The organism is Limnohabitans sp. B9-3 (assembly GCF_002778325.1).
Classification (GTDB): Bacteria; Pseudomonadota; Gammaproteobacteria; order Burkholderiales; family Burkholderiaceae_C; genus Limnohabitans; species Limnohabitans kasalickyi.
Genome location: NZ_NESI01000012.1, coordinates 41,119 through 66,341 on the forward strand (window position 1 = coordinate 41,119; position 25,223 = coordinate 66,341).

General features: G+C 55.9%; 28 protein-coding genes. 17 read left to right on the forward strand and 11 right to left on the reverse strand.

Annotated features, from left to right (window positions below; translation table 11 throughout):
• Positions 1 to 6: 6 nt before the first annotated feature.
• On the reverse strand, positions 7 to 1,218 hold the full coding sequence (locus B9Z42_RS15445) for an amine dehydrogenase large subunit (RefSeq protein ID WP_158235975.1): 1,212 nt from the start codon (positions 1,216 to 1,218) through the stop codon (positions 7 to 9).
• Between the two features lie 119 nt (positions 1,219 to 1,337).
• On the opposite strand from B9Z42_RS15445, the gene B9Z42_RS15450 reads away from it, so the two are divergent.
• The 4 genes from B9Z42_RS15450 to B9Z42_RS15465 all read left to right on the forward strand — a co-directional run bounded on the left by B9Z42_RS15450 (position 1,338) and on the right by B9Z42_RS15465 (position 6,386).
• Complete coding sequence (locus B9Z42_RS15450) at positions 1,338 to 2,333, forward strand: helix-turn-helix domain-containing protein (protein ID WP_100134312.1); 996 nt, start codon at positions 1,338 to 1,340, stop codon at positions 2,331 to 2,333.
• Between the two features lie 121 nt (positions 2,334 to 2,454).
• Positions 2,455 to 3,441, forward strand: coding sequence for a tripartite tricarboxylate transporter substrate binding protein (locus B9Z42_RS15455; RefSeq protein ID WP_100134313.1), 987 nt, complete (start codon positions 2,455 to 2,457; stop codon positions 3,439 to 3,441).
• A gap of 48 nt (positions 3,442 to 3,489) precedes the next feature.
• Positions 3,490 to 4,941 (forward strand): amidase, encoded by a 1,452-nt coding sequence (locus B9Z42_RS15460; protein ID WP_255408008.1) that lies wholly within the window; start codon positions 3,490 to 3,492, stop codon positions 4,939 to 4,941.
• Positions 4,942 to 4,952: 11 nt separating this feature from the next.
• Positions 4,953 to 6,386, forward strand: a complete 1,434-nt coding sequence (locus B9Z42_RS15465; RefSeq protein ID WP_100134315.1) for an amidase — start codon at positions 4,953 to 4,955, stop codon at positions 6,384 to 6,386.
• Positions 6,387 to 6,448: 62 nt separating this feature from the next.
• On the opposite strand, the gene B9Z42_RS15470 is transcribed toward B9Z42_RS15465, so the two are convergent.
• Entirely contained in the window at positions 6,449 to 7,765 is a 1,317-nt protein-coding gene (locus B9Z42_RS15470; RefSeq protein WP_100134316.1) for a TIGR03862 family flavoprotein, read from the reverse strand.
• Between the two features lie 96 nt (positions 7,766 to 7,861).
• Here B9Z42_RS15470 and B9Z42_RS15475 point away from each other — a divergent pair, with 96 nt between their 5' ends.
• Together B9Z42_RS15475 and B9Z42_RS15480 are read left to right on the forward strand one after the other, a co-directional pair.
• The gene (locus B9Z42_RS15475) at positions 7,862 to 8,827 is read left to right on the forward strand and encodes a tripartite tricarboxylate transporter substrate binding protein (protein WP_100134317.1); all 966 of its coding nucleotides are present in this window, start codon (positions 7,862 to 7,864) and stop codon (positions 8,825 to 8,827) included.
• A gap of 141 nt (positions 8,828 to 8,968) precedes the next feature.
• Positions 8,969 to 10,063 carry a Rieske 2Fe-2S domain-containing protein gene (locus B9Z42_RS15480; RefSeq protein ID WP_233203672.1) on the forward strand — a complete coding sequence of 365 codons (1,095 nt, stop codon included), beginning with the start codon at positions 8,969 to 8,971 and terminating at the stop codon, positions 10,061 to 10,063.
• Positions 10,064 to 10,127: 64 nt separating this feature from the next.
• On the opposite strand, the gene B9Z42_RS15485 is transcribed toward B9Z42_RS15480, so the two are convergent.
• Positions 10,128 to 10,919 carry an exodeoxyribonuclease III gene (locus tag B9Z42_RS15485; protein ID WP_100134319.1) on the reverse strand — a complete coding sequence of 264 codons (792 nt, stop codon included), beginning with the start codon at positions 10,917 to 10,919 and terminating at the stop codon, positions 10,128 to 10,130.
• A gap of 11 nt (positions 10,920 to 10,930) precedes the next feature.
• Here B9Z42_RS15485 and pyrE point away from each other — a divergent pair, with 11 nt between their 5' ends.
• Positions 10,931 to 11,629 (forward strand): orotate phosphoribosyltransferase, encoded by a 699-nt coding sequence (pyrE, locus tag B9Z42_RS15490; protein WP_100134320.1) that lies wholly within the window; start codon positions 10,931 to 10,933, stop codon positions 11,627 to 11,629.
• A gap of 45 nt (positions 11,630 to 11,674) precedes the next feature.
• Here the strand turns inward: pyrE and B9Z42_RS15495 are convergent, their stop codons facing one another.
• The 3 genes from B9Z42_RS15495 to B9Z42_RS15505 are packed head-to-tail and all read right to left on the reverse strand — an operon-like array spanning position 11,675 to position 14,536.
• Positions 11,675 to 12,643, reverse strand: a complete 969-nt coding sequence (locus B9Z42_RS15495) for a tripartite tricarboxylate transporter substrate binding protein (protein WP_100134321.1) — start codon at positions 12,641 to 12,643, stop codon at positions 11,675 to 11,677.
• 40 nt (positions 12,644 to 12,683) lie between these two features.
• On the reverse strand, positions 12,684 to 13,673 hold the full coding sequence (locus B9Z42_RS15500) for a tripartite tricarboxylate transporter substrate binding protein (protein WP_100134322.1): 990 nt from the start codon (positions 13,671 to 13,673) through the stop codon (positions 12,684 to 12,686).
• Positions 13,673 to 14,536 carry an alpha/beta fold hydrolase gene (locus B9Z42_RS15505; protein WP_100134323.1) on the reverse strand — a complete coding sequence of 288 codons (864 nt, stop codon included), beginning with the start codon at positions 14,534 to 14,536 and terminating at the stop codon, positions 13,673 to 13,675. The genes B9Z42_RS15500 and B9Z42_RS15505 overlap by 1 nt, the downstream gene beginning before the upstream one ends.
• 136 nt (positions 14,537 to 14,672) lie before the next feature.
• Between B9Z42_RS15505 and B9Z42_RS15510 the strand changes: the two genes are divergently transcribed.
• Positions 14,673 to 15,248, forward strand: coding sequence for a carboxymuconolactone decarboxylase family protein (locus tag B9Z42_RS15510; RefSeq protein WP_100134324.1), 576 nt, complete (start codon positions 14,673 to 14,675; stop codon positions 15,246 to 15,248).
• 30 nt (positions 15,249 to 15,278) lie between these two features.
• Here the strand turns inward: B9Z42_RS15510 and B9Z42_RS15515 are convergent, their stop codons facing one another.
• Positions 15,279 to 15,773, reverse strand: a complete 495-nt coding sequence (locus B9Z42_RS15515) for a cupin domain-containing protein (protein WP_100134325.1) — start codon at positions 15,771 to 15,773, stop codon at positions 15,279 to 15,281.
• A 42-nt stretch (positions 15,774 to 15,815) separates the two neighbouring features.
• Positions 15,816 to 16,799: a tripartite tricarboxylate transporter substrate binding protein gene (locus B9Z42_RS15520; RefSeq protein WP_158235976.1), complete on the reverse strand. Its 984-nt coding sequence runs from the start codon at positions 16,797 to 16,799 to the stop codon at positions 15,816 to 15,818.
• Between the two features lie 230 nt (positions 16,800 to 17,029).
• Between B9Z42_RS15520 and B9Z42_RS15525 the strand changes: the two genes are divergently transcribed.
• From B9Z42_RS15525 to B9Z42_RS15535, 3 genes are all read left to right on the forward strand, one after another.
• Positions 17,030 to 17,872 (forward strand): IclR family transcriptional regulator, encoded by an 843-nt coding sequence (locus tag B9Z42_RS15525; protein WP_158235977.1) that lies wholly within the window; start codon positions 17,030 to 17,032, stop codon positions 17,870 to 17,872.
• A 162-nt stretch (positions 17,873 to 18,034) separates the two neighbouring features.
• Complete coding sequence (locus B9Z42_RS15530) at positions 18,035 to 19,177, forward strand: LLM class flavin-dependent oxidoreductase (protein ID WP_100134328.1); 1,143 nt, start codon at positions 18,035 to 18,037, stop codon at positions 19,175 to 19,177.
• Positions 19,174 to 19,683 (forward strand): flavin reductase family protein, encoded by a 510-nt coding sequence (locus B9Z42_RS15535; RefSeq protein WP_100134329.1) that lies wholly within the window; start codon positions 19,174 to 19,176, stop codon positions 19,681 to 19,683. Before B9Z42_RS15530 ends, B9Z42_RS15535 begins: the two co-directional genes overlap by 4 nt.
• 7 nt (positions 19,684 to 19,690) lie before the next feature.
• Here B9Z42_RS15535 and B9Z42_RS15540 read toward each other — a convergent pair whose 3' ends face one another.
• Positions 19,691 to 20,410 carry an alpha/beta fold hydrolase gene (locus B9Z42_RS15540; protein ID WP_100134330.1) on the reverse strand — a complete coding sequence of 240 codons (720 nt, stop codon included), beginning with the start codon at positions 20,408 to 20,410 and terminating at the stop codon, positions 19,691 to 19,693.
• Between the two features lie 180 nt (positions 20,411 to 20,590).
• Between B9Z42_RS15540 and B9Z42_RS15545 the strand changes: the two genes are divergently transcribed.
• The 3 genes from B9Z42_RS15545 to B9Z42_RS15555 all read left to right on the forward strand — a co-directional run bounded on the left by B9Z42_RS15545 (position 20,591) and on the right by B9Z42_RS15555 (position 22,334).
• Positions 20,591 to 21,712, forward strand: coding sequence for a Fic family protein (locus B9Z42_RS15545; RefSeq protein WP_100134331.1), 1,122 nt, complete (start codon positions 20,591 to 20,593; stop codon positions 21,710 to 21,712).
• Positions 21,713 to 21,778: 66 nt separating this feature from the next.
• Entirely contained in the window at positions 21,779 to 22,081 is a 303-nt protein-coding gene (locus tag B9Z42_RS15550; RefSeq protein ID WP_100134332.1) for a BrnT family toxin, read from the forward strand.
• A complete protein-coding gene (locus B9Z42_RS15555; RefSeq protein ID WP_100134333.1) occupies positions 22,062 to 22,334 on the forward strand; it encodes a BrnA antitoxin family protein in 273 nt (90 codons plus the stop codon). Before B9Z42_RS15550 ends, B9Z42_RS15555 begins: the two co-directional genes overlap by 20 nt.
• Before the next feature lie 179 nt (positions 22,335 to 22,513).
• Here the strand turns inward: B9Z42_RS15555 and B9Z42_RS15560 are convergent, their stop codons facing one another.
• Both B9Z42_RS15560 and B9Z42_RS15565 read right to left on the reverse strand, forming a co-directional pair.
• Positions 22,514 to 23,122, reverse strand: a complete 609-nt coding sequence (locus B9Z42_RS15560) for a YitT family protein (protein WP_199172104.1) — start codon at positions 23,120 to 23,122, stop codon at positions 22,514 to 22,516.
• A gap of 113 nt (positions 23,123 to 23,235) precedes the next feature.
• On the reverse strand, positions 23,236 to 23,637 hold the full coding sequence (locus B9Z42_RS15565) for a hypothetical protein (protein WP_100134334.1): 402 nt from the start codon (positions 23,635 to 23,637) through the stop codon (positions 23,236 to 23,238).
• 174 nt (positions 23,638 to 23,811) lie between these two features.
• Here B9Z42_RS15565 and B9Z42_RS15570 point away from each other — a divergent pair, with 174 nt between their 5' ends.
• From B9Z42_RS15570 to B9Z42_RS15580, 3 genes are read left to right on the forward strand one after another with little or no spacing between them, the layout of a single operon-like run.
• Positions 23,812 to 24,513: a GIY-YIG nuclease family protein gene (locus B9Z42_RS15570; protein WP_100134335.1), complete on the forward strand. Its 702-nt coding sequence runs from the start codon at positions 23,812 to 23,814 to the stop codon at positions 24,511 to 24,513.
• A 7-nt stretch (positions 24,514 to 24,520) separates the two neighbouring features.
• Complete coding sequence (locus tag B9Z42_RS15575) at positions 24,521 to 24,796, forward strand: hypothetical protein (RefSeq protein ID WP_100134336.1); 276 nt, start codon at positions 24,521 to 24,523, stop codon at positions 24,794 to 24,796.
• 20 nt (positions 24,797 to 24,816) lie between these two features.
• A complete protein-coding gene (locus B9Z42_RS15580; protein WP_100134337.1) occupies positions 24,817 to 25,173 on the forward strand; it encodes a hypothetical protein in 357 nt (118 codons plus the stop codon).
• Positions 25,174 to 25,223: the final 50 nt, after the last annotated feature.

Sequence of the window (25,223 nt, forward strand, 5' to 3'; positions counted from 1 at the left end):
GTGTTCCTAGTCGTGCGATTCAAGGTGCATGGACGACTCGCCCGCCTTGACGACCGTGGTTTGCACGCGCTTGGGGCCGGTGTCTGACCAGCGCCAAATGGTCATGCCGCCGCGTTCGCCATCTAAGCCCTGCAGACGTTGGCCGTCGCGTGAGAAGGTGAGCGAGATCGTGCCGCGTCCTGGCACCGTGCTTAGCCGTTTGCCGCTTTGCAGGTCAAAGGTCCACAGCTGTTGGGCAGGGCGCTTGTGTGTGCCTTCGCTGCCTTGGGCGTGCATGGCGACAACAAGGCGTTGGCCGCTGGGGTCGACCGCAAAGTTTTGGTAACCGCCCGGACGCCAGCCTTGACGCGCTGCGGCGGCATTGACCAAGGAGCGTGTCTGACGCACAACGGCCACGGGGCCGCTGACATCGAGTTCGGTGAGTACGCCTTTAAAAGAGACAAACCAATAACGGTCGCCCACTTGCTCTGCGTGGTGAAACCATGCATCCAGATCCGCGTCAAACAGCTGGGCGGTGGTTTGGCGATCCGTCACTTGGCCTTGTTCGTTGAGGGTGACCGTGGCCACTTTGCCGTCGCCGCACAGCATCGAAAAACGCATGGCATGTGTGGCCGATGGCAGCACGCCCCAGCAGCCGGGTGTGGCTACTTCGGTCAGTACTTTGCGTTGGTTCAAGTCCACCACGGTGATCGAGGTGGCGGGCGTCGCGTTTTGTACCAGCACCCAATTCCCTGTGCTGTTGGTGCGCACCAAGCCTCGGTAGTTGAGGGCTTGGGCACGTTTGGGCGGCAAGATCACCTCGTACTTAAAGCCCAAGGTTTCGGTGTCGTGCACCTCCAACACATCGGTGCGATCACCGCGTGAACTGCGACTCAGATGTGTGGTGGCCACGTACAACTCGTGGGCTGCTGGATTGACGGTGAAATTGCCTGCGTAGGCGGTGGACACCATGCCCAAGAACTTGCCCTGCTTGGCGTCAAACACTCGAATGCGGCCGTCAGAAATATGGCCAATCGCGATGTCGGCGACGTACACGCGTTGTGTGGCTTCTGGCGCGATGCGGCTGACTGTCAATGTCTCGGCAGGCAAGGGCTCCATGGCCACCCGCGCAGCGGGTGCAGCGTGACACAGCAACCCCGCAGCAGCCCACACCGCCCCAAGCGCGCTGTGGGTTAGCCAACGTGGCGCATGGCGTATGGTGAATATGTGCAAGGTCACAAGCCCCTCCTTCATCAAAATTTGTTTCATCCTAAGAAGGCGTGGGGCAGAGCCGCTATCGAGATTTGGCACAGTTGATTCGGGGTTTGTACTAGGGCGCAGCTGACTAAACTCACACCATGTCCAACACTTGTGTTTCTGACCACCGCTTGGGGGGCCCCGCCACGCAGCCTTGGTCACGCTTTGTCACCACCCATGATGCGCATGAGCAAGCGCAGGCGCAAGCGGGCTGGTCGCTGCAGTACGACCAAATGTCGTGCGGCAAATTTGCGGGCCAAGTTCACCTCATGCAATTGCCAGGCGTGAGCTTGGTGCATGAGGGCGCCAACCAGGCCATTCGGCAGCGCGGTGATTTGGGGGACGACAGTTATTTGTTTGCCTTGCCAGCTTCGGCAAACGCTGGGTCGGCCTTGTTCTCTGGCGCAACGGTCGGGCAGCACGACATCATGGTCGGCCCTAGCGATGGCCTCGATTTGTGCAGCCCTGCCCATTTCAATTTGATTGGCATCGTGGTGGATGCCGAGCTGTTGGAGTCGTTGTGGGCGCGTACCCATCACCCGTCGATGGCGGCGTGGGTGTCGCAGCAGCGCGTGGTGTCGATTGGCGCTGACCGAGCGCAGCGTTTGCTGGCTTTGCACCATCAAATTTTTGAATGTAGCCAATCGGGATTGCCACTGGCTGCCAATACCAAGGCGCTGGAGACTTTGCGTGACGATGTGATTTTGGAATGGGTTGACACTTTGCCCTCGTTTTGCGACTTGTCTGACGTGCGTGCCACCAGCATGCGCAAAGCCGTGGTGCACCGAGCCTGTGAGTGGATGCTGCAAACCAGCGACGACGAAGCACTGTCCATGCTCGACATTTGCAAACGTGTGGGCGTGAGCAGCCGCAAGCTCAATTACTGTTTCCAAGAAATTTTGGGCATGAGCCCGATGAAGTACCAGCGCATCACGCGGCTCAACCGGACGCAGCAAGCGCTCAAGCAAGCCCATGACGGACAAAGCGTGTTTGACATCGCTTCGCGCTGGGGCTTTTGGCACATGGGGCAGTTTTCGCAAGACTACAAACGCCTCTTTGGTGAGCTGCCCTCGACCACCTTACGGGCTTCTGCATAACGCCCTTTTGAATTGGGCGCGGGTAATCCCGATCATGAAATTGCCAATTTTTGATAGCTCTTGCGCCGCGGCGCGGCCATGCTTGGGGTTTTGACACACCTCGTCTTTGCGAAGGACTCTTATGCATTTGTTCACCTCCACCAAACGCGCGTTCATGTTGGCGGCTTTGAGCGCTGTGGCGCTGTCTTCTTGGGCCCAAAACTACCCCAGCCATTTGCTCACGATGGTGGTGCCTTACCCCGCAGGCGGTGGTTCTGACTTTGTGGCGCGGCAAATTCAGCCTGAGTTGTCCAAGCAATTGGGGCAGCAGGTGATGGTGGAAAACATTGGCGGCGTGGGCGGCGCTTTAGGCGTGCAGAAAGTGTTGAGTGCACCCGCTGATGGTTATCAGTTGGTGCTGGGATCCCCCATGGAGTTGATGCTGGCGCCCTTGGCCATGAACGCTGTCAAGTACAAACCGGAAGACTTGAAGCTAGCGGCTCAATTGGTCACCACCACCATGGTGCTGTTGACCCGCAAAGACTTACCCGCCAACAACGTGAATGAGTTGATTGAGCTGTCCAAAAAGCCTGGCGCCAAAGAGCTGTCTTACGCCAGCGTGGGACCTGGTTCGCTCTACCACTTGGTGGGCGAGCGCTTCACACAACTCACCAAAGCCAAAACCCTGCATGTGCCTTACAAAGGCATGGCACCCATCTTGACCGACTTGATGGGCAGCCAAATCGACATGGTGTTCATGCCTTTGGTGGGCAACGTGCCTGCCTTGATTCAAGAGGGCAAGGTGAAGGCTCTGGGCATCACCGCCAAGCAGCCTTTGGCCCGCTTTCCACAATTAGAGCCTTTGGCCATCAACAAAAACTTAGAGGGCTTTGAATTTGATTTGTGGGCCGGCATTCAAGTGCCCAAAAACACGCCTGCCGATGTGACCGCCAAACTCAACAAGGCCATTTACGACGGCCTGCAAAACCCAGACATTCGCAAAGCCTACGAAGGGACCGGTAACTCCTTGCCAAAGCCCATGACGCCCGCAGAGTTGGACAAGCTTTACGTTTCGGAAATTGCGCGTTATCAAGCGATTGCCAAATCGATCAATTTGCAACCTCAGTGACGCGCTGTTTCAGTCAGACGCTGCCCGCATGAAGCTCAGCGCGCGACCCTGATGTTTGACACGGCCACCTCGCTGCTGCGTCAACTCAAAGCAGGACAGACCTCCAGCGTGAGGCTGTTAGAGCAGCACATCGCTCGAGTCGAGCAACTCGACAGTCGCATCAACGCCGTGGTTGTGCGCACTTTTGATGCCGCCCGTGAACGCGCAGCAGAGGCCGACGCGGCGCGGGCTCGGGGCGAAGACTGGGGGGCGTTGCACGGCCTACCCATGACCGTCAAGGAAGCGTTCGATCTACCGGGCACGCCCACCTGCTGGGGCTTCCCGGACTACAAGGACAACATCGCCCAACAGCCCGCTGTGGCCGTGCAGCGCCTGCTGGACGCAGGAGCCGTGGTCTTTGGCAAGACCAATGTGCCCGTTGCACTGAGTGACTGGCAATCGTTCAACCCCGTCTATGGCACCACGAATAACCCTTGGGACCTGATGCGCACACCCGGCGGATCGTCTGGCGGAGCCAGTGCCGCGTTGGCCGCAGGCATGACTCCGCTGGAGCTGGGTAGCGACATCGGTGCCTCGATCCGCAACCCGGCGCATTACTGCGGTGTGTATGGCCACAAACCCACTTGGGGCGTGGTGCCCATGCAAGGCCACCAGCTGCCAAGCGTGCGATGCATCGACAGCCTCGACATTGCCGTGGCTGGGCCACTCGCACGCAGCGCACAAGACCTGCAACTGGCCATGCAGGTGCTCACCTCGCCGCTAGAGCAGTTCGGCCCGCTGGGCTGGACGCCTGCCCAATGGCGGCATACCGACAGAGCACCTTGGCAATGCCGTGTGGCCATCTTCTACGACGATGCCGAGGCGCGTGTCGACAACAGCATTCAGGACCGGCTGAATGCGCTGGCCGATTTTTTGCGCGCACAAGGTGTCACTGTGCTGGACGACCATCGCCCAGTGGACAGCGCTCAGTCGCACCGTGTGTACATGCACCTGCTGCGCTCGGCCACGGGGGCCTTGCTGGACGACGCGACCTTTGCCCGCTTTCAGGCGCTGGCTGCGCAAAGCGCCCCCTCGCTGGACACCATGCGCGAACGCGTCTGGCGCGGCAGCACCTTGACGCACCGTGATTGGGTCGAGTTTGACCAGCAACGCGCTGTGCTGCGCGCCCAGTGGCGCAGCTACTTTGAATCGGTGGACCTGCTGATCACTCCGGTAGCCACCTCGCCCGCCTTTTTACACAACCAACAGGGCGAACGCTGGGAGCGCATGTTGCAAGTCAACGGGCAAGATCAGCCCCACACCGACAGCCTGTTCTGGGCGGGCTACCCTGGCGTGGTCGGCCTTCCCGCCACCGCCATTCCCATCGGGAAAAGCTCTGAAGGTCTGCCCGTGGGGGCGCAGATCATTGGCAACACATTTGCCGATCCGCTGTGCTTGAAAATGGCCCATTGGCTCGAAAACGAATGGTGCGGTTTTGTTGCACCTGCACACCTTGGATGAGATGAATTCATATGACCCATATCACCGACCTTAATGCTTGCGAACTGTCCGAACTCATTCATCAGCGTCAAGTCTCTTGCGCCGAAGTAATGCAGGCTTACCTATCGCGCATTCATCAACTCAACCCGATCTACAACGCCATCGTCAACATGGCACCCGATGACGTTCTGCTCGCACAAGCCGATGTGTGCGACGCAGAATTGGCGGCGGGGCATACGCGGGGGTGGATGCATGGCATGCCCCAAGCCATCAAAGATACGGGTTCGACGGTCGGATTTCCGACTACTTTTGGTAGCCCTTTGCTGAAAGGTGCGATGGCGCAAAAAGACTGTGTGATGGCCGCGCGCATGAAAGCGGCGGGCAGCATTGTGGTGGGCAAAACCAACATGCCCGAGTTTGGTTTGGGTTCGCACACCTTCAACGAATTGTTTGGGGCGACTCCCAACGCGTGGGATCGCCAAGTAAGTGCAGGTGGCAGCAGCGGTGGTGCCGCCGTAGCTTTGGCGCAGCGCATGTTGCCTGTGGCCGATGGTTCGGACTTCATGGGCTCGTTGCGTAATCCCGCCGGTTGGAACCACATTTTCGGCATGCGGCCCAGCCAAGGCCGCGTGCCGTTTGGCCCCAGCGCCGATGTGTGGTTGGACCAACTCGGCACCGAAGGTCCGATGGCCCGCAACGTCACCGATTTGGCCAAGCTGCTGCAAGTGCAAGCGGGCCACGACCCACGCGTGCCGTTGTCGCTGTCGTCGCCATTCAGTGCCGAAGGGTTGGCGTGCGATGCGTCCCGCATGAAGAGCGTGCGCATTGGTTGGCTGGGTGATTTGAATGGCTATCTGGCCACCGAGCCCGGCATTTTGGAGGTGTGCGAGCAAGCCTTGCAGCGCATGGAAGCGCAAGGAGCCATCGTCACGCCGCTGTCGCTGGGGTTTGACACAGACCGTTTGTGGCAATGCTGGCTGGCTTGGCGACGTGCTTTAGCGGGCCAGCGTGTGGGTGAGTTGCTAGCGCTGCCGAATGCGCGTGCGCACATCAAGCCCGAGGCGCTGTGGGAGTACGACCATTCGCTGACCTTGAACTACACCGATTTCTCCAAAGCCAGCCAAACCCGCACTAGCTTCTACCACCACCTGCTGAGTTTGTTTGACCAGGTGGACGTCATCGCTTTGCCCGTGGCGCAGGTGTGGCCCTTTGCAATAGAACAGCGTTGGCCCCAACAGATTGGTGAGCGCACGATGGACACCTACCACCGCTGGATGGAGTCCACCATTTACGCCACCTTGGGTGGCTTGCCGGCCATCAGCGTGCCGGCTGGTTTTCATGCCACACAGCCTTGGCCCATGGGCTTGCAACTGATGGGCCGTCCGCAAGGCGATGCGGCGTTGCTGCAAGTGGCTGCCGCTTACGAAGCGGCGAATGCAGAGTTGCTGGCCAAACGCCCTGCTTGAAGCGGGTGACGCCCCCGCTGACTGGGCGTTTGAGGCGCGGTTCTAGAGCGCTTTTACCCCGCTTATTTCGACAAAAACGCGCTCGCGCCTTGCCCTGCCAAGCGGCCGCTGGCCAAGCAGGCGGTGAGCAAGTAGCCGCCTGTGGGAGCTTCCCAGTCCAGCATTTCACCGGCCACAAACACGCCGGGTAGGGCCGTGCTCATCAGCGTGTCGTTCAAGGCTTCCAAGCGCACACCGCCTGCGCTGCTGATGGCTTCGTCGATCGGGCGTGTCGCGGTCAAGGTGACGGGCAAGTGTTTGATCGCCGCTGCGAGTTGGGCAGGGTCGTTCATGGCTTCTTTGCTCAGCACTTCATGCAACAGCGCCAAGTGCAAGGCCGTGAGGTTGAGGCGGCTTTTCAAGTGGCTGCTAAGTGAGCGCGAGCCGCGTGGGTGCTTCACTTCGGTCAACACGCGCTCTGCGGTGAAGTCAGGTTTGAGGTCGAGGTGCAGCGTGGCGTGGCCGTGGCGCTCAATCTCGTCGCGCAGTAAAGCCGATGCGGCGTAAACCAAGTTGCCTTCAATGCCCGTGGCCGTCACCACAAATTCGCCTTTGCGCTGGAAGCTGTGGCCTTGCGTGTCGGTGAATGACAGTGCCACCGACTTCAAGGGCGTGCCTGCAAATTGGCTCGCTAAGTGCTGGCTCCAGCCTGTGGTGGCGGTGCCATCTGCGCTGGCGCGACCTTGCACGTCAAAGCCACAGTTGGCGGGGCGCAGCGGTGCCACGTCGACGCCAGCATCTTTGAGCCAAGGCTGCCAAGCGCCGTCAGAACCCAGCTTGGCCCAGCTGCCGCCACCCAGCGCCAACACCACGGCGTGGGCTTGTGTGGTTTGCGGGCCATTGGGGGTGTCAAAGCTCAGCTGAAATGCACTGGCTGACGTGGCAGTGTTTGTAGTCGTTTGGGTCAACGCGCCATTCCAACGGTGGCGCATGTGAAACGTGACGGGCGTGCCCTGCACGGGGTGGCGCAAACGGTGCAGCCAAGCGCGCAGCAGGGGGGCGGCTTTCATGTCGGTGGGAAATATGCGCTGCGAGCTGCCTACAAAGGTGTCAAGTCCCAAGCCTTTGACCCATGCACACACGGCCTCAGGACCAAAGGCGTTGAGCCACGCGGCGCAAGCCTCGCTGCGTTCGGCGTAGCGTTGAACGAAATACGCAAGGGGTTCGGCATGGGTGAGGTTCAAGCCGCCCAAACCGGCCAGCAAGAACTTGCGGCCGACGGAGGGCATGGCGTCATACACATGCACGTTGGCGCCTGCAGCGCTTAAAATTTCAGCAGCCATGAGGCCGGCTGGGCCTGCGCCAATGATGGCGACTTGGGGTTGGGTGGAGGCGGTCATTGGAGCGATTGTCGCTGCAGCGCGCAAGGGTAAGTACTCTTGAGAATGGGCACAAAACAAAAGTAAATATTGCGACCATCAACCAAAGAAAAAAGCATGTCGATATCACGCCGAACCCTTCTCGCCAGCTTGTCAGCAGTCACAGTCCCACACGTTTGGGCTCAAGGCGCCGCGAGCTTTCCTAATCGGCCGATCAAGATCGTTCCATTCGGTACGGCGGGTGGCCCGATTGACACCTTGGCCAGAATTTATGGCGACAAATTGCAACAGCGTTGGGGTCAGCCCATCGTTGTGGAGGCACGACCTGGCGCCAGCGGCATCATCGCCGCAGATTACGTCGCCAAAGCCGCACCCGATGGCTACACAGTCATGATGACGTTGCCCCTCACGCATGTGAACAATGCCATCTTGCAACCCAAGCTGCCCTATGACCCGGTCAAAAGCTTTACGCCGTTGAGCATGTTGGCCGTTGGCGGGCCGATGGTGGTGGTCCGTGCCAATGCCCCCTTGAACACGCTCAAAGATTTGCTTGAATTTGCGAAGAAAAAGGGCAGCCTGAGTTATGGAACTTGGGGCAATGGATCGTCTGCCCATCTCTTTGGTGAATTGTTGGCGCAGCAATCAGGGACAAGCTTGGTCCATGCGGCGTACAAATCAGAAGCTGCCGCACACAACGATTTATTTGGCGAATTGCTCGATTTCGCTTGGGCGAATCCATCCACAGCAAAGGCTCAGGTGCAGGGCGGGAAAATGAAGGTTTTGGGCGTCGCCGGTACGCGCAGAGTATCGACCATGCCCCAAATCGCAACTTTTTCAGAACAAGGATTCAAGGGCTTCGACTTGGACAGTTGGATTGGCATGTACGCGCCTGCCAATCTACCGCTTGAATTGCAAAACACGTGGGTCAATGCGCTGCGCGAGATCACGGCGATGCCAGACGTGCAAGCCAAGCTCATCAGTTTTGGCTTCGAGCCACTGGGCAACACGCCCCAGCAATTTATGGAGGTCTATAAAACAGACTATCCAAGGGTTGCTGAGCTGATCAAAGCCGCTGGCGTATAAATCCGCGCAAGTAACCACATGAGCGATCTACCACCCACTCCATCTCGCACGATTCCAATCCACGTGGACACAGGAACGGCTTATCACAAGCGTCAAGCAAGCTCCAATTTGGAAATGACCGAAGTTGGTCGCGGAACGCCCATGGGCGAACTAATGCGTCGCTATTGGCATCCGGTCGGCGTCAGCGCGGATGCCAACGCTAGGCCGCGACAAGTACGTATCTTGGGCGAAGACCTCATTTTGTTTCGGGACAAAAAAGGGCGTCCAGGACTGGTCTACCCCCATTGCGCGCACCGCGGGACATCGTTGTTTTATGGCAAGGTGGAGGAAAACGGCATCCGTTGCTGTTATCACGGTTGGTTGTTTGATGCAGAAGGGCATTGCTTGGAACGCCCTTGCGAGCCAAAGGACGATGAACATCGCCACAAAATAAGGCAGCCTTGGTACCCCGTTCAGGAACTTTACGGTTTGATTTGGGCTTACATGGGCCCACCGGAAAAGAAACCCGTGCTACCTCGTTATGAGTGCCTTGAAACTCTGGAAGAGGGTGAGTTTTTGGAGGTCAATGACAACAGCATTGGCGGTGGAGGCCCGCAAATCATTCCTTGCAATTGGCTGCAGCATTACGAAAATTTGGTCGATCCCTTCCACGTTGTGATTCTGCATTCGTCATTCAGTGGCACTCAGTTTGTGGAACAAATGGCGCTGATGCCAAAGGTGACTTGGGAAACACAAGAGCACAGCGTTCGAACAGTGTCGCTGCGAGACCTGCCAGACGGCCAAACCTTACTTCGCATCAGCGAAGCCGGATTGCCAACCTTGCGAGTGATCCCCAGTCCACGCATTGGGAAATATGGGATGGTTGAATCTTTGGGATGGGTCTTGCCGATTGATGACCATTCCTTCCGCATTTATGTTGTGGGTCGCGTGAAAGAAGAAGGTGAGCTCGTCAAAATGCGCTCACGTCTCAATGGCAAGTTGTGGGAAGAGTTGACAGAAGCCGAGCACCAACAATTTCCCGGCGACTACGAGGCTATGGTCAGCCAAGGCGCCATTGCCCATCACTCCGAAGAGCACCTTGCGACATCAGACATCGGCATTGTGAAGTTGCGTCGTCTTTTGCAGCAACAACTTCAGCGTGTCAGGGACGGACTTGATCCCGCTGGCGTGAGCTTTGACCCGCAAAGTGAGCCAGTTAAATTTACGGCAGGTAATTTTTTGGTGACACCCAAGTAAAGCAGCGATGCATCAATCACAGCCCCTCGTTGCTTTACACCTACGAAAGGGTGTGAGATGACCGTCAGATCAAACCGTTGTAGGTGATGGTGACCGGCGCATGGTCTGAGAACTTCTCGTCTTTGTAGATGTGCTCTGCATGCGCCTTGGCCGCCACGGCGGGCGTGGCCAAGTGGTAGTCCAAGCGCCAACCCACGTTGTTGGCATAGGCTTGGCCACGGTTGCTCCACCAGGTGTAGCAAGCGTCGGTGGTGTTGGGTTGCAGTTGGCGGTACACGTCGACGATGCCACCTTGCGTTGTGAGCTCCGTCATCCAAGCGCGTTCTTCGGGCAAGAAGCCGCTGTTCTTTTTGTTGCCTTTCCAGTTTTTCAAGTCGGCCTCGTTGTGCGCAATGTTGATGTCGCCGCACAACACAAACTCGCGGTCTTGTTTCAAGGCGTTGAGGTGTGGGTAAATGGCGGCCAAGAAACGAAACTTCGCATCTTGGCGCTCAGGACCCGATGATCCGCTGGGAAAGTAGCTGCTGATGATGGACAGCTTTTGGGTGGGCGTGTCAAAACGCAGCTCAATGTAGCGGCCTTCGGCATCGAACTCGCCGCCGTCAAAACCCACGATCACGTCGCTGGGCTCGTGCTTGGTGTACACGCCTACGCCCGAGTAGCCCTTTTTCTCGGCGTAATGAAAGTGGCCTTTCAAGCCTGCCAATGTGTCGAAGTTGCCCGCGATGTCTGGGGCTTGGGCTTTGATTTCTTGCACGCAAATACAATCAGGGCTGGCTTTTTCGAGCCAAGCTTCCACGCCCTTGCGGGCGGCTGAACGAATACCGTTGAGGTTGAGGCTGGTTAGTTTGAACAAGGAATTTCCCCATGAGTCAGAGTGCGGCTGCCAACGACGTGTTGGCGCAAGAGTTTGTGCAATTTTCGCTGGATTGTGGCGTGCTGAAATTTGGGGAGTTCAAAACCAAAGCGGGCCGCATGAGCCCTTACTTTTTCAATGCGGGTTTGTTTGACGATGGCGCCAAACTCGGTAAGTTGGCCAGCTTTTACGCGCAGCGCTTGGTGCAAAGCGGCATCGAGTTCGACATGATTTTTGGCCCCGCTTACAAAGGCATTCCGTTGGGCGCTGCGGTGTCGATTGAGTTGGCGCGCTTAGGCCGTAACGTACCTTTCGCTTACAACCGCAAAGAAGCCAAAGACCACGGTGAAGGCGGCAGCTTGGTGGGCGCACCGCTCAAAGGCCGCGTGTTGATCGTGGACGACGTGATGAGCGCAGGCACTGCCGCTCGCGAATCGATTGCTCTCATCAAAGCCGCAGGCGCCACGCCGCATGCGGTGGCAATTGCATTGGATCGCCAAGAAATGGCGACCGAAAAACAAGCCGATGGCACCACCAAAGATGTGCCCTACAGCGCCGTGCAATATGTGCGTGAACAAGTCGGCTTGCAGGTGTGTGCGATTGCGGAGCTGAGTGATTTGCTGACGTATTTGAACGCGCAGCCTGACAACGCGATGGGCGAGCATTTGGTGCGCACGCAGGCTTATCGCGAGCGCTACGGCGTGAAGTAAGACGAGCCCCAGAGGGGGCTCGCAGTTGGAGAGTTTGCGTTGCTGTTAAAGCGGCTTGAACCCCATGTTTTTCACCACTTTGCCCCAGTTTTCAAAATCCTTGTTCATCAAGTCTGTGAAAAATTCTGGCGGTTCGGTGTGAATTTCTAGGCCCAGTTTTTTCATACGTTCACGCACATCGGGTTGCTGCAAGGCCCAGTTGACCTCTTTGTTGATGAGGTTCGTGATCTCGCGTGGCACACCGGCCGGGCCGATGATGCCAAACCAGCCGCCAGACGCATAACCGGGCACGGTCTCCGCGATGGTGGGGATGTTGGGGTAGTCGGGAGAGCGTGTTGCGCGTGCGATGCCCAACAAGCGAAGCTTGCCCGAGTCGATCAAGGGTTGCACAGAAATGAATGAGCCAATCGACGCTGAAATCTCGCCCCCCAACATCTGGGTAAACACAGCACCCATGTCTCGGTAGGGGACGTGCATGTAGTCAAAGCCTGCCATCATGCGAAATTGCTCGGTCGCAAAGTGCAGGAATGCGCCCTCGCCATTGGTACCGAACGTCAATTTACCGGGATTGGCTTTGCCGTAGTCAATCAACTCCTTGACCGTTTTGAAGGGGGTCTTGGGACTGGCCACCAAGGCGACAAAGTTGGAGGCCATCATGGCCATGGGCGTGAAATCTTTGCGCGAGTCGTAGGCCACTTTGGCGTAGGCCAAGGGCACGATGACCATGTTGCCGCCTTGACCACAGCCCAAGGTGTAACCATCGGCAGGTGCTTGCTTGATCAGCGTCAGGCCGAGTTGGCCGGCAGAGCCCGCGCGGTTGTCAATCACAATGGGTTGGCCTAGCCGCTCCGTTAATTTAGGGGCAATCAGGCGGGACAAAATGTCACAGCTGTCACCAGGCCCCGCAGGGACAATGATGCGAATCGGCCTGTTGGGATAGGCTTGGGCCAGAGCTTGGCCACCCACACCAGCCAGTAGTGCAGCGGCAATCAGAGATAGCGTTTTTTTCAGCATGTTCGAGTTCTTTCAGGTTAGACAAATTCAGGGTTTGATTTCATTCGGCTTTGATGTTCCCGTCTCGGATCACCTGCCCCCAACGTAGCAATTCAGACTTGATATAGGCCGAAAATTCTTCGATGCCCTCCCCACCGAGCTCATAGCCCAGGCTTTGCGCATCGGCACGAAACGCGGGTGTGGACATGACGGCTGCCACATCACTTTGCAAACGCTGCACCACGGCACTTGGCGTGCCGGCTGGGACGAACAAGCCATTCCAACCCGACGCTTCGACATCAGGCAAGCCGGCTTCTGCCAGTGTGGGTACCTCGGGCAGGATTGAAATTCGCTTAGCACCCGCAACACCCAAGGCCATCAACTTACCCGAACGGATGTGCTGAGCGACCACCGCAGGCGCTAAATACGCAGCAGTCACATGGCCTGCTATCAAATCGGGAAGCTCTGCACCAATCGCTTTGTAGGGAATTTCTCGAACCTGAAGCCCCGTCACCATGTTGATCTTGGTGCCCAGTAACTGGGTGATCGAACCCGTGCCACCAGAAGCAAACGTCAGAGATTGAGGCTGACTTTTGCCCAGCGCCAAATACTCCTTGAGCGTTTTGACGCCTGTGCCTGGAAACACCACAAATACCAGCGGTGTGCTGGTGAGTTTGGTGATGGGAATGAGGGCTTCGTTTAGACGACAGCAAGGGTCCTTGGTCAACAAGTCGTTCAGTGAGTTGTTGATATTCGCGTGAAATAAGGTGTGTCCGTCTGGTGCTGCGCGGGCTGCTTCGCGAGCGCCCAGAGCGCTGTTAGCACCTGGTCTGTTTTCCACCACCACGCTTTGCCCCAGCCGCTGCGAGAGGCCTTGTGTGAGTTTGCGCGCAAATACATCGACCGCGCTTCCAGGGCCTGCAGGTTCGATGATGCGAATGGTTTTGCTTGGGAAGTTTTGAGCGTGTACGCAGGGAGAGAGCGGCAACATAAAACTGGCCAATCCCAGCATCAGCGCACGGCCGCTGAACCTTGAAAAATAGGGTTTCATCAATTGCTGGCTCCATTCAGTGCGGTGTTGCTCACCGAGTTCATAAAGTCGGCAAAAACAGTGGCGAGCGTCGCTTCATGCGCAGCCCAATCAGAAAACGGCAGCACCGCAACATCCTGATCTTGGATGGGCAGTTCGTACAAGATGCTGTTGGGAATCAAGGCTGCCGCAGCATGGCCGTTGACGGACGCATGGGTTTTGTCGTTGCCCGGCACGACGATGGTGGGCACACGAATAGCGCGCATGACATCGTCTTCCATCCCCAGCACGGGTTTTCGCGGTCCTCTGAGAAATATCGAGAGCCAATGTTGCATCACACGGATGTATTCGGCGGGGTCCATCGCCATCAAGCGCGGTAAATTGGCGGGGTTGGCTTCGATGCGTTCGCGGTATTGGTCGGTCTCGCAAACAGCTTGCATGCCGCCTTGTTGTGCTGCCTCAATGAACTGACCGTAATACGTGTGAGGCAAACGTCCCGCCGCAAAGTCGCCGCCGGTGATGCGCATCAGCACCAGCCCTTTGACCGCTTCCGGATGGCGTTGGTTGAACAACATGGACAACCGTGCACCCGACGAAGTGCCGCCAATAAAGGCAGGCGTGGCGTGCAATTGCCTAAGCAACTCGAACAAATCGTCGGCCCAAATTTCTTCTTCGCCATCGTGTCCTGCGATCAAAACATCGGAGGCACCGGTGTTGCGGCGATCGTGCAGCAACACACGAAACCCTTTTGCTGCTATTTTTTCTGCAAAAGGAATGAACTCATTGAAACCGCGTCGCCCGCCAGTGACCAGCGCCAGCCATGGCCCCGTGTCACCCATCACTTGGTAGTGAATTCTGACTTCACGAATTTGTAAAAAAGGCATTGAACTTGTCTTTCAAAGAGTGACTCAAAAGATGGGCCGCACGGGTGAGCACGCTATCCCGCACACGACTCTGCGTCCAGGTGCTTGGTGATAAATTGCCCTTACGCATTTTTAAAACCTTAACCAGAGACGCCGAATGAACACGCCCAAACCTGACCGCCTGCCCGAAATGCCCCGAGAGCAAATGACCGATGCACAGCGTGCTGCGGTGGATGAACTGATCAGTGGACCTCGGGGCAAACTCAGCGGACCGTTTGTGCCCTTGATGCGCAGTCCGGAGTTGATGCGGCGTTTGCAAAAAGTGGGTGAATACCTGCGCTACGACAACACTGTGGGTTTGCACAATTCTGAATTCGCGGTCTTGTTGGTGGCGCGTCATTGGTCGCAGTCGGTGGAGTGGCATATTCACAAGCCGATCGCCATGAAAGCCGGCGTGAGCGAAGAGACCTGCGATGCGATTGCCGAAGGTCGCCGCCCACCGCACATGAGCACTGAGGAAACTGTGGTGTACGAGTTTTTGCAAGAGCTGCTGCACAACCAATCGGTGAGCGACGTCACTTGGGCCGCTGCCCAAAAAATGTTTGGCGACCAAGGCGTCATAGACATGACAGCGCACTGCGGTTACTACAGCTTGTTGGCGATGGTGCTGAACACCACGCGCCGCGGGTTGCCCGACAACGCGGCACCCGGCATTGCGCCATTTCCTCAGTAAATTTTTCGGGTTGCATGCCGGCTTTGTTACTCAACCAAAAGCGTTGAGTGTTTGACCCCCAGCTTGAACTGGGTTGGCGTGCACCAAAATCACCGCCATCACACAGGTCTGGGTGCCTCGGTTGATCCAGTTGTGCACGGTGCCGCGTTGCACCATGACATCGCCTGCTTTGAGGTGCACTTCTTCTCCCGACTCCAACTCCATGTCGATCTCGCCAGACATGACGACGATGTAATCGACCGAGTCGGTGCGGTGTACGCGCTGCTGAACACCGGGATGAAAGTCGAGGACACGAAACACACTGCCGTTTTCAATGATCGAAAACTTGCCCTCACGTTTGCCTGCATCCACATGGCCATTGTTGTTCGCGGGGCTGGTGTCTGTGGTCCAGACATTACAAACATAACCATTGGGCCGGCCTTGACGGAAATGGCTGCAGATTTCGTCGATTTCGACGATGGCTTTGCCTTGTTCATCGTGACCTGTCACGACGCGGCGAATGGATGGGTTGATGGATTGAGTCATACAAAGGGTTCCTCAGAAGTGATGCGTTGGTTTGTGTATAGGTCAGTTGACGCCGCCTGGGATCTGGGCAGCAATTTGTCGAAGTTTGGCGGTTTCGGTGCGGATTTCTTGCACCATTTGTTCTGGTGTGCTGCCTACCAAGGTCATCCCCATGCCGTTGAGTTTGCGTTGCACATCAGGTTCTGCCAGTGCAGTTTTGACGGACGCATTCAAGCGCGCTTGAATTTCGGGAGGCAGCCCTTTGGGCGCAAAAATTCCGACCCAATAGGTGAGGTCATAGCCCGTTAGGCCACCTTCACTGAGTGTTGGGATGTCCGGGTAACGTGGATCACGCACAGAACTGGTGGTGCCAATCAGACGGACTTTGTCTGCATCGATTTGCGGTTTGGCTGCGCCATCAAAAATCACTTGGCAAACGCCTGCCAACACATCTTGCATGCCTGGGCCTGAGCCTTTGTAGGGCACATGTACCATGTCTGTTTTGCCCATGGCATTGAACAGCTCCCCCGCAAAGTGCAGGCCGCTGCCCATGCCCGACGAGGCATAGTTGATTTTTCCTTTGGTTTTGGCGTCGCGTGCATAAGCCAAAAACTCAGGCAAATTTTTAGCAGGAACCGAGGGGTTGACCACCATCAGCAAGCCATATTTGCCGACCAATGAGATGGGCGTGAAATCGTTCACAGGGTCGTAAGACAATGACTTTTCCACCACCGCCATGTAGGTCTTGGTGCCGTTGGTGGTCATCAGCAACTGATAGCCATCGGGCGTCATTTTGCTCACGGCTTCGCTGCCAATACGTCCTCCGCCACCCGCGCGGTTTTCGATCACGATGTTTTGACCCAAGTTGCGAGACATGGCTTCGGCAATCACCCGACTTGCTTGATCTGAAAAGCCGCCAGCGGCATAGGGCACGATGGCTTTGATGGGGCGCACAGGGTAGCTTTGCGCATGCGCAATACTCGTTAGGCTGACCAATCCAACAAGGCCTAGCCAGGCTAAAAACTTAAGCTGACAAATCGATCTCATAAGAAATAGCCCTTCGTCTGTGCGTGTTGACGGGTTGTATTCAGGTGAAAGAAAACGTGCATCGAATTTCGAAAATGAGTATGCGTGGGCGGTGATGGGTTGGCAATCAGGGTCCGCCCTGTGGTGGCATCTTGGCGACAGCCGCGTGGGAGTCATTCCGAATCATGGAATACTTCATTCGTCTTCTTGATCCGCCCCACCTTTTTTGTGACCTTTTAAGCACTACCACCATGACCTCATCTGCAAAAAGTGAAGGTGCGCAAAGCATTGCGCGCGCCGCACTGCTGCTACGCACGCTATCGACCTTTGGGTCACAAGGTGCCGCATTGATGCAAATCAGCGCACTCACCCAGTTGCCCAAGGCCACCGCGCATCGCATCTTGTCGGCCATGCTGGATGAGCATTTGGTCGAGCGTCCTTGGGGCACCCGCAACTACCGGTTGGGCCCTGAGGTCTATGCGTTTGGCATCTCGGTGCGCCATGTGTTCGACATCAAGGCCATTGCCCAGCCGACGTTTGAACGACTGGCAAAAGCCACGGGCGAAACGGTGTACTTGGGCATTCGTTGTGGTTATGACGCGGTGTGCTTGGACAAGCGTCAAGGCCACTTGCCACAAAACGCTGAAATTTTGCAGGTCAACGACCGATGGCCTATGGGCATTGGCTCGTTCAGCTTGGCCATCTTGGCGCATTTGCCGGACGAAGAAATTGCTGAGATCGTGGCCTTTAATCAATTGCGCAGTCGCGATGACAAGTCGTTCAGCAAGATCTCCACAAGCATTCAGAAAACGCGCAAGAACGGCTATGCCCTCACAAAAACACGCGCATCCAACGGTATTTCAGGCATCGCCGTGCCTGTGCTTGACCGACGCCGTTACCCCATTGGTTCCTTGTGTGCGGTGTCAACGCTTGCGCGCATGACGGGCAGTTACCTCAACGGTCTCGCCTCGACGTTGAAGCATGAGGCTGAAATTTTGTCTGCGCAGTATGAGCTCGCGCGCATGAACCCCAACCAGTCAGAGACTTGGCGCACCGCGATCAAGGACCCGCAAGCCCCTCGGATTGCTTATTAATACAAACCCATGCAGTTGGGCCATTTCAGCGGCCTTGACCATGGGAATTCCCTTAGTCAAAAATTCCGTATGTTGGAACACCTTGTTAAATTCAATCCGAATCCATTTCTAGAATGGATATACATCTGTTTATCGCTGCCACTCAAACATCAGGACTTCATCATGCGCTTAGGCTACTTCACCATGCCCCTGCACCCCTTTGAAAGGGACACCACAGAAACTTTGCATGAAGACCGTCAGACCATCATCTTGGCGGATAAGTTGGGGTTTTATGACGCCTTTGTGGGTGAGCATTTGACCGACAAAGCGGAGAACGTCACGAATAGCTTGTTGTTTTTGGCGACCTTGATCCCAGAAACGAAAAACATCATCTTGGGCAGCGGCACCTCCAATTTGTCGCACTCGCATCCCACGCTGTTGGCATCACAAGCGGCCATGTTTGACCATCTTGCCAAGGGTCGTTTTATTTTGGGCATCAGCCCCGGTGCGCTGGCTTCGGATGCTGAAGCCCTGGGCATCCTTGACCAAGATCGCAACAAGATGTTTGCGGAAGCCATTGATGTCATTCTGGCGATTTGGGAACGCGAGCCGCCCTACAACATCGACTTCCCTGACAACCGTTTCAAGGTCACGACGCAAGTGACGTCGGTGCCTGAAATTGGCCGAGGTTTCTTGATGAAGCCTTTTCAAAAACCGCGCCCTGAAATTGTGGGCACCGTGGTTGCCCCTTTTTCGAAAGGCGTGATTGCCATGGGCAAACGCGACTTCCATCCGATGTCTGCCAACTTCTTGATGGACCACTGGCTCAACAGCCATTGGGACAACTATTGCGAAGGCAAAACGGAGGTGGGACAAGTCGCCAATCCGGCGGACTGGCGTGTGGCGCGCACCATTTTTGTCAGCGACGACTCGACCACGGCTGACCGTTACGGACGCGCAGACGCCAACAGTCCTTACCGTTATTACTACCGTCAGATGTTGACCAAGATGATGATGTCCAAGCGACACGTCATCTTCAAAAAGCACATGGACGAGGACGACAGCCATGTCACGCTGGACCGTTTGCTGGATGAGTTGGTCATCACCGGCACCGTGAACGAAGTGGTCGACAAAATCTTGGCCATGCGCGAGAAGGTCGGGCCTTTTGGCGAAATTGTTTACGCCGGTATGGATTTGGTTGACCCCAAGTTGGGCCATCGTTCGATGGAGTTGATGGCCAACGAAGTCATGCCGCGTGTGAACCAAGCGTTGGGCTTGGGGTCCACCATCAACGCAAACGCACCCTTAGAAGCCGTGTCGGCATGAACGCTCCGTCGTTTCTGCAGTTGATGCGCAGGCATCCAGCGGCGGTGAACATCATTGCCACTGGCAAAGCGCCTCACCGCACGGGCATGACCGTCTCGGCCTTCATGTCTGTGAGCGCCGAGCCGCCTACCGTGGTTTGTGCCATCAACCGCAACGCCTTCAGTTACGCGCACATGGCCGACAACCAAGTGTTCAGCGTGAACACGCTGACGGTGGACCACATCGAGTTGGCCAAGTTGTTCGCAGGCCAAGCCAAGGTGTCTGGAGATGAGCGCTTTGACCCGCTGCGATGGGATCAGTTTGAGTCTGGCTCTCCCTGTCTGCGCGATGCGGTCATGAGCTTGGAGTGCCGCCTGATTCAACAAGTCGATCAGGGCACCCACTGCTTGATGGTGGGTGAGGTGATCTCAGGCCGTTACAGCGACCTCGCCATGCCTTTGCTCTACCGCGACGGTCAATGGGTCACCACCACGCAAGACCTCATCAAAACGGCCGAGCAAGCTTGACGCGCGTTTAGCGCGTGGCCAGCCAGTTCAAAAAGCTCGCGGTCACCGCCTCTGGCTTTTCCATCATCATCATGTGCCCCGCACCGACCACGACATCCACGGTGGGGCTTGCGGGCACCAAGTCTGCGATGTGTTGGTGTTGCTGCGGGCTGGCCCAGGCGTCGAACTCACCGGCCATCACCAGTGTGGGCACTTTCACGTGAGTCAGCACATCGCTCGCGTCGGGGCGTTCTAGCAGAGCCTTGATTTGGCGCTTGAAAACGTCTTCGGATTTGCGCTCAAACATCTGCACGATGTCTTCAATCAAAGCTGTGTCATTCAACCGAGATGGCGCCACCATGTTTTGCACCCAAGTCCGTGCCATTTGGCGAATGCCTTGGTCGTGAGCAATGTCTAGCAAGACTTGGCGTTTTCTGACCTCTTCTTCACCGGCAGCGCCCGCTTCTTTGGGGCGAAAGCCCGTGCCCAGCAAGCCCAAGCGCAACACGCGTTCTGGGGCCAAACGCAGCACTTCTAAAGCCACGCGTCCACCCATGGAGTGGCCTGCCAAATTGAACTGTGCTGGCGCGTTGTCCAAGACTTGCTGCGCCATCGTCACCAGCGAGTCGGCGTTGCCGTGCGACACCACGCGGCACGGCATGTGCGCTGACAAGGCGGGCAGCACAGGGCCCCATGAGGTGTCGTCGCACATCAGGCCGGGAACAAGGATTAGGGTAGTTTGAGTCATGGTGTGTTTCTCGTTGAAAGACCGAAAGAGAGCGACAGCGAATGCATGGGGCAGTTCAAAGATGGAGTGTCTACGAAGTTCATGAGTACCCAGTCACGCAGGTGGCCGTGATCGATGCAAGATGCGCAGCAACACGATTTACGCTTCATAAATGGAGCGTAAATCCATAAAATACGCTTCATGTACATCTGGCAATCCTCCCACTGGCCCGAATTTCAATTTGATCTGGCCACGCTGCAACCGGTCTTGGCCGCCGCACGCTATGCACAAGGGCGAGTCATGGGCTTGGCAAGCCACCTGCAATTGATGGACTTCGGGGATTTGCAATTGCAAGGATGGGCCGACGAGGCGATGGCCACGGCCCAGATTGAGGGGGAGATCCTGCAAATCAACTCGGTGCGTGCCTCCGCCGCTCGGCGGCTGGGGCTGGCCGATGCCAAAGCCATGGAGCGCGATGCACGCACTGAAGCCACGCTCGATGTGCTGCAAGCGGCCATTGCGCAAAGCCACCAGCCGTTGTGTCACGAAACCCTGCATGGCTGGCAAGCCGCCTTGTTTCCTAATGGGCGCAGTGGCATTCAAAAAATACGCACGGGCGCCTATCGCGATCATGCCGAGCCCATGCAGATCGTCACGCTGCGCTTGGGCAAGCCCGACACCGTGCACTACCAGGCGCCAGATTCAGTTCATGTGCATGCAGAGATGACACGGTTGATTGACTGGTTCAACAACAGCTTAGGCAAAACCGATGGCTTGGTGCGTGCTGCGCTGGCACATCTTTGGCTGAAGGCCATTCACCCGTATGAAGATGGCAATGGCCGCGTAGGGCGGGCACTGGTCGAAATGGCCTTGGCCCAAGACCTGAAAACTGACAAACGTTTGTGGAGTTTGTCGCAGCAGATGTGGCTGGACAGGGTGGGCTACTACGCCCAACTGCAAGCGGCCACGGGTCAAGCGAGCATGGATGTCACGCAGTGGGTGCAATGGTTCGCAGGATGCATACATAAAGCTGCCGATGCCACTTGGGTACACATGCAAACGGCGATGCAGAAAACTCGCTTTTGGGCCGAATTGCGCGCGCAACACCCGCAACTCACGCCCACGCAAACCAAGGCGATCAACAAACTATATGACGTGGGGCCTGAAGGGTTTGTCAACGGCATCAGCACAGAGAAATACGTGAACCTTTGCCGCGTGTCGCGTGCTACGGCCTACCGCGAACTCACGGCGTTGTGCGATATGGGGGTGCTGGTGCAGACGGGGACGGGGCGGGGGACTCGGTATCAACTCATCCAACACTGACAGGCCTGTGAGCGCGATCAGTGCTGAGATGCTGCCTATTCTGTACATGATGGTAATATACAAGCCATGATTGATCTTTCCACCATCGTCGGCTTTGAGTGGGATGCGGGCAACGAACGCAAGAACGACAAGCACGGGGTCAGCATGGCCGAGGCCGAGCAGGTGTTCTTCAATACCCCGCTGCTTTTGCTGGACGATGTGGCGCACAGCCTAAGCGAGGTGCGGCTTCATGCACTGGGGCAAACAGATGATGGGCGGCAATTGCACATCACTTTCACCTTGCGCCGCTCCGGAGAATTGATCCGCGTGATTTCGGCTCGAAACATGCACAGAAAGGAGCGCAGTGTTTATGAACAAGCAGACAGCTAAACAATCCATCCCCAAGTTTCAGACCGAGGCGCAAGAACGCGCCTATTGGGAATCACATGACTCCACCACGCATGTGGACTGGACAAAAGCGCAAAAGGTGAAACTGCCCAACTTGCGACCAACGACCAAAACCATTTCGTTGCGTCTGCCCCAGCACTTGCTCGACAGCATCAAGGTTGCAGCCAATGCGCGGGATGTGCCCTATCAGTCACTCATTAAGGTGTGGTTGCAAGAGAAGTTGCACAGCCATTGAGCGACATAGGGTTGTTCTGCTTCATGTGTTGACACCAACGCGTCCAGCGAGTCGGCGTTGCCGTGCGACACCACGTGGCAAGGCATGTGGGCCGACAAGGCGGGCAGCACAGGACCCCCATGAGGTGTCGTCGCACATCAGGCCGGGCACAAGGATCAAGGTGGTTTGAGTCATGGTGTTCAAACCCCGTAGTAACGGTCGGTGCGGTGATTGACGCCAATCACCACGTTCAAGGCCACAGCGCCAAGGAGTGAGAGCAGCGCTTTTTGAACATCAGAGACGGCAAAGGCGGCGAGCAAGATCACAAAGTCGACAGCCATTTGCACGTTGCCCGCACGCCAGCCGCGTGTCTTTTGAAAGTAGATGGCCATGATGGTCACGCCGCCGAGGCTGGCGCCGTGACGGATCAAAATCAAAATGCCCGTGCCCGCCAGCAAGCCCGCCATGACGGCGGCAAAGACGGGGTTGAGGTGCTCGAACCCGATCCACTGTGGCAACAGCTCCACATAGGCGGCCAGCAGGCCCACGGCGGCAAATGTTTTGACGGTGAAGAGGTGGCCGAGCTTGCGCCATCCAAATACATAAAACGGCAGGTTGATGACAAACAGCACGGCGCCCAACGGGTAGCCCAGCAGGTAGTGCGTCAAAAACGCCACGCCGGTCGTGCCACCCGTGAACAGCCCTGCCTCGCGAAACATGCACACGCCCAGCGCGACAAACAGGCAGCCAGTGAGCAGGCCTTGAATGTCTTCCAGTGGGCTGTGCGGGGATCTTGGTGTGTTGGACATAAATATGATGGCTAATACGCGATGAGTATGGAATTTAGTGGCTGTCGCGTTATTTATTTAAAATATATATTCGTTCAAATAAGGTCTTGACCTAATTCCACATTAGCTGTGGATTATTCATGTTTTGTCACATTAAGTGTGGTTGATGTATGCAGCATATCGGTTGTTTTTTCAGTAATCGTATGATCTGAAATTTCGTCTATGACCTTTCGACCTCTGGATGTGTACGTACTACTGCGAAACACCTGATGACCATCATCAAACGTTACAACGTAATCAAAGCTTGCTTCGCTTTGCGTGACCCACTTTAATATAAAGGCGCTATTAGATTTCAGACCCTTAGCAATCCGTCCGTTCATTTCTTGTCCTGATCCTTCTAAGCGAATATCTATATGGCGAACAGGTTGGTTGCTGGTATTTAAAATTTCTACCGTGGTGATCTCATGCTGCCACTCAAAAACACTTGACGTTAAAGCGCCTGAAAAAAATATTAATATTGCGACAAAGTATTTCATATGGAAATTTTAGAGAAAACGTATGGATTTTATTGGCGAAATGAAAGCAGGGGGCATCTAATTATCTGATATCACGTTGAAAGCACGGATTAAGTGTAGTTAGAAGTTGGGGTGATTCGATGAAAGCGGCTTTCGGAGGTTTATAGTCGTGGTTGAGTTTTGAGAAGGCGCAACATGAAACCTCTGCCAATTGATTTTGAACCGAACGCATCCTTTTGCTATCGGCTGGCGCGTTATCACCTGCTGAACGAAATCGCCAGTGAACCCGAGGCCATGATAGGTGAGCCCTTCAAACTTCTGCCAGTCGCCAACCGCGTGATTGGGCGTTATTTGAGCGACGAGCAGCAAGCCATGACCTATCCAGCCCGTGACACTGACGGGAAGTTGCAGCAAGTGGGATCGGCTTTGAAGTTCTTTGTCTCTCTTAGAGCGAAGCGAGGTTCTGAATCGCCATTCGTCTGGCTTGGTAAGTCGGGGATGTACCGGCTCAAGTCGGACACTGAGGTCATTGAAGAGGCTGACGAAGACACTGACGAAAACGTAGAAGACCAACCCACCGTTGAGTTCAATGGGTGGATTTACGCCTTTACATTCCCAGCCATCAAGCGGGTCGATCAGCCTTTCCCCATCAAAGTGGGATTGACGACTGCGGCGGATGTAGAGACCCGTGTCTATGGTCAGTGCAAAGGCTCAGGTTTCTTTGAGCGTCCCGAAATTCTCGGACGCTGGCAGGTCCAACGTGTGGCACAAATTGAAGACGCTATACACGCAGTTCTCAAGGCTCGTGGACGTTGGAAGGAAGATGCTCCGGGTGATGAATGGTTCATCACAACGATCGAGGAAGTCAGAGTCGTTCTGGAATTCATCAACCGATAATTTAATCATGAGCTTCCACAAAAAAGCACTGATCACATTCGCGATCTTTCACATCTTCGTCACTTTGGGAGGCGTGCTTGCTGACAAGCTTCAAACGCATCTGGAACCAACTAACGACCGAGACATGATTGCTCAAGGCGTCGGGCTTTATGTGTACGTATTGTTCACCTTGCTGATGTCGTTGATCGGACTCGGTGTTGCCTATTCAGTCCAATGCACCGCGAAATTGATTGGCCGTCTGCATAAGAAAAAACAGGCGCGAGTGATGTCCAAGATATTCTGAAACTCAAGAGACAAAAACACATGACATACCTGAACATCATCGCAACACTGCTCCTGATCGTGCTGATTGGCATATATTTTCAAATGGCCAGCTGCATAGATCTAAACCGTGCCCTGCTGCATCAAATGAAGCCCAGCGAGGGAGTCGTATGGGATGTGGATGCAAAGTTTGGTGCCGTAACGCTAGCTGACACACTGTTAAGGAAAATACGGGACCTTGAGCGTCAGCAGTTTGCCCTAGAGAAAATTCTAGGCAAACTAGATGAAATAAAGGGCTTCAACGAACTGACGCCTGAGCAAAAACACGAAATCTTTGCTGCAAAAAATAGTCTTCAAGAAATCCGATCGGTCAGTTCTGCAAAGTCATCCTCATCTTGAATGAGGAGGGCTAAGGTGTCCTAACTACGGAATTTCTTTGTAAGGCTTAG